The organism is Salipiger sp. HF18, assembly GCF_011806505.1.
GTDB classification, from domain to species: domain Bacteria; phylum Pseudomonadota; class Alphaproteobacteria; order Rhodobacterales; family Rhodobacteraceae; genus Salipiger; species Salipiger thiooxidans.
In genome coordinates, this window is record NZ_JAATOS010000832.1 from 1 (window position 1) to 1,048 (window position 1,048).

Annotated in this window: 1 protein-coding gene and 1 pseudogene; both read left to right on the top strand. The window is 67.4% G+C overall.

What is annotated here, in order from left to right:
- A pseudogene (gene glnA, locus HC022_RS27345) lies at positions 1–245 on the top strand (glutamine synthetase); the annotation flags it as partial.
- Positions 246–406: 161 nt separating this feature from the next.
- Positions 407–1,048: lytic transglycosylase domain-containing protein (locus HC022_RS27350; RefSeq protein WP_167454467.1), on the top strand; the 642-nt coding region annotated here is incomplete at its 3' end.

Genomic DNA, 1,048 nt, shown 5'->3' on the forward strand with positions numbered 1-1,048 from the left:
CGGGCGAAGCCATGGACAAGAACCTGTACGACCTGCCCCCCGAGGAGCTGGCCGGCATCCCCACCGTCTGCGGCTCGCTGCGTGAAGCACTCGACGCCCTGGCCAACGACCACGAGTTCCTGCTGGCAGGCGACGTGTTCACCAAGAGCCAGATCGAAGGCTACATCGAGCTCAAGATGGAAGAACTCATCGCGTACGAGCACACGCCGCACCCGGTGGAATTCAAGATGTACTACAGCTGCTGATCCCTTCCGGATCGGACGGTTTTCGAAGGGCGCCCCGCGGGGCGCCCTTTTCCGTTTGTCGGCCCCCGCCCCAGGCCCGGCCCGCACCGGCCGCACGCCCGGCCACGCACCTCCGGCAATTCCTCTTTGACCGGCGCAATATGCGCGCTACCGTTCATTCCATGTCCCGCCTTCTGCTGAAAGCCGTCGCCGTCCTGGCCACAGCCATCACCTTCGCCGGGGGCGCCCAGGCCGCCACATGCGGCAACAACGCCGGCGGTTTCGAGGCGTGGAAACGCGAATTTGCAGCCGAGGCGCAGCGCGCCGGGGTTGGCCAGCGCGGCATCCAGGCGCTGATGAACGCCAGCTACTCGACCTCGACCATCGCCGCGGACCGCAACCAGAAGGGCGTGAAATACAGCCTCAACGACTTCATCCGCATCCGCCTCGGCTCGGTCGACGGGTTCGCCAAGACCGGCCGTGGCCGCGTCCAGCGCAACCCGCAGTTCTATGCCGCGATCGAGCAGCGCTATGGCGTGCCCGCCGGGATCCTCGTGTCGATCCACGGCATGGAGACGGGTTTCGGCCGCACCATGGGCAACGTGCCGGTGGTCTCGTCGATCTCGACCGTGGCCTATGACTGCCGCCGCTCGTCCTTCTTCACGCCGCACGCGCTGGCGGCGCTGCAGATGGTGGACCGCGGGATGCTGGCGCCAAACCAGAAGGGCGCCGCCCATGGCGAGCTCGGCCACACCCAGTTCCTGCCCGGCAACGCCCTGCGCTACGGCGTCGACGGCAACGGCGACGGCCGCGTCGATTTCTAC